This window comes from Pseudoalteromonas sp. S1650, from assembly GCF_005887195.1.
Taxonomy (GTDB): domain Bacteria; phylum Pseudomonadota; class Gammaproteobacteria; order Enterobacterales; family Alteromonadaceae; genus Pseudoalteromonas; species Pseudoalteromonas simplex.
Genome location: NZ_PNDF01000212.1, coordinates 1 through 223 on the forward strand (window position 1 = coordinate 1; position 223 = coordinate 223).

The 223-nt window shown below is 42.6% G+C and carries 1 protein-coding gene; it reads right to left on the bottom strand.

What is annotated here, in order from left to right:
• A partial coding sequence (locus CWB80_RS22200; protein ID WP_138686323.1) for an AMIN domain-containing protein occupies positions 1-215 on the bottom strand: 215 nt, incomplete at its 3' end.
• Positions 216-223: the final 8 nt, after the last annotated feature.

Sequence of the window (223 nt, forward strand, 5' to 3'; positions counted from 1 at the left end):
GAGTAGCGCAGTTTGGAAACAATCTGATGCTGTTGAGGAATAGCTGGCCAGCTATCGAGTTTGTCGGTATTTTTAAAATCAAAGACTACACGAGCTGGTTTTTTCAGCATGAAATAGAAGAAAACAGGCGTATCGGTTAAATCAAAGACCACTCCAGTGCTGTCAGGTGAGGGCCACACTCGTACGCTATTAATTGTATTTTGTGCAAGCTCAATCTGGCTAA